This window comes from Micromonospora sp. URMC 107 (assembly GCF_051386315.1).
Taxonomy (GTDB): Bacteria; Actinomycetota; Actinomycetes; order Mycobacteriales; family Micromonosporaceae; genus Micromonospora.
In genome coordinates, this window is record NZ_JBPQTK010000279.1 from 1 (window position 1) to 1,214 (window position 1,214).

The following is a 1,214-nucleotide window of genomic DNA, read 5'->3' on the forward strand; positions in this document are numbered from 1 at the left end:
GATCATGAGGTTGGCGGCGCGGACTCCGGCATTTCCCCCCGCCAACCTCATGATCGACGCGTCGTCACCGGGGGGCCGGAGGGGGTGCCGCGCCGGATCGTCGGCCCGCTACCGTTCCGGGTCTGGGGAGGTGCCGGTGTACGTCGTGTCCGTGATCAACTACAAGGGTGGGGTCGGCAAGACCACCGTGACCGCCAACCTCGGCGCCGAGCTGGCCAACCGGGGGATGAAGGTCCTGCTCATCGACCTCGATCCGCAGGCCAGCCTCACGTTCGGCTTCTACGACCCCGACGACTGGCGGGACCGGCTGCGCGACGGCCGTACCGTGAAGCGCTGGTACGACGGCCTGCGCGGGGACACCCCCGCGACGACCCTCGGCGAGCTGGTCGTCTCCCCCGGCCCGGCGAACGCGCGACTCAGCGGCGCGGGCCGGCTCGACCTGATCGCCTCCCACCTCCAGCTCGTCGACATCGACCTGGCGCTGGCCCGGGCCGTGGCCGACGGCGACGAGTACGACGCCGAGCTGTTCCGGGTGCGCGGTTCCCTGGCCGAAGGGCTGCACGACGACGCGCTCGGCGGCTACGACATGGTGCTGATCGACTGTCCGCCGAACTTCAACGTGGTGACCCAGTCGGCCATCATCGCCAGCGACCACCTGCTCATCCCGGCGAAGGCCGACTACCTGTCCACGTTGGGCATCGACTACCTGCACGGCAACGTCCGGGAGCTGGTCGACCAGTACAACGCCGACGCCCGCCGGTTCGCCACCACGCGCCGGCACCACAAGGTCGCCCCCGACGTCGCCGGCGTGGTGTTCACGATGATCCAGCTCATGGCGCAGCGGCCGATCGCCGCCCATCAGGGCTACATGGACCAGGTCCGGGCGCTCGGCCTACCGGTCTTCCCCACCCCACTGCGCGAGAACGTCACCGCGTTCGCCACGAACACCCCGCGCGGCGTGCCGGTGGTGCTCCGCGACCGGATCGCCACCCCGGCGGTCCGCGACGAGCTGCGCCAGCTCGCCACCGAGTTCCTCGACCACCTCCAGCCCGAGCGGACCGTGGCGTGACCGACCCGGCCCGCGACGTCGCCGACCTGGTGGCCGGGCTGCTCCGGGCGCTGCCCGCCGCCGACCTCGCCGCCCTGGCGCAGGGGCGGGCCCGGCTCGCGGTGGTGCCGGTCAACGCGCCCCCGCCCGGCCACCAGGTCGGCGA

Annotated in this window: 1 protein-coding gene; it reads left to right on the forward strand. The window is 72.6% G+C overall.

The window, feature by feature from the left end:
• Positions 1-136 precede the first annotated feature (136 nt).
• Positions 137-1,069 carry a ParA family protein gene (locus ACSNN9_RS28495; protein ID WP_436676394.1) on the forward strand — a complete coding sequence of 311 codons (933 nt, stop codon included), beginning with the start codon at positions 137-139 and terminating at the stop codon, positions 1,067-1,069.
• The last annotated feature ends 145 nt before the right edge of the window (positions 1,070-1,214 follow it).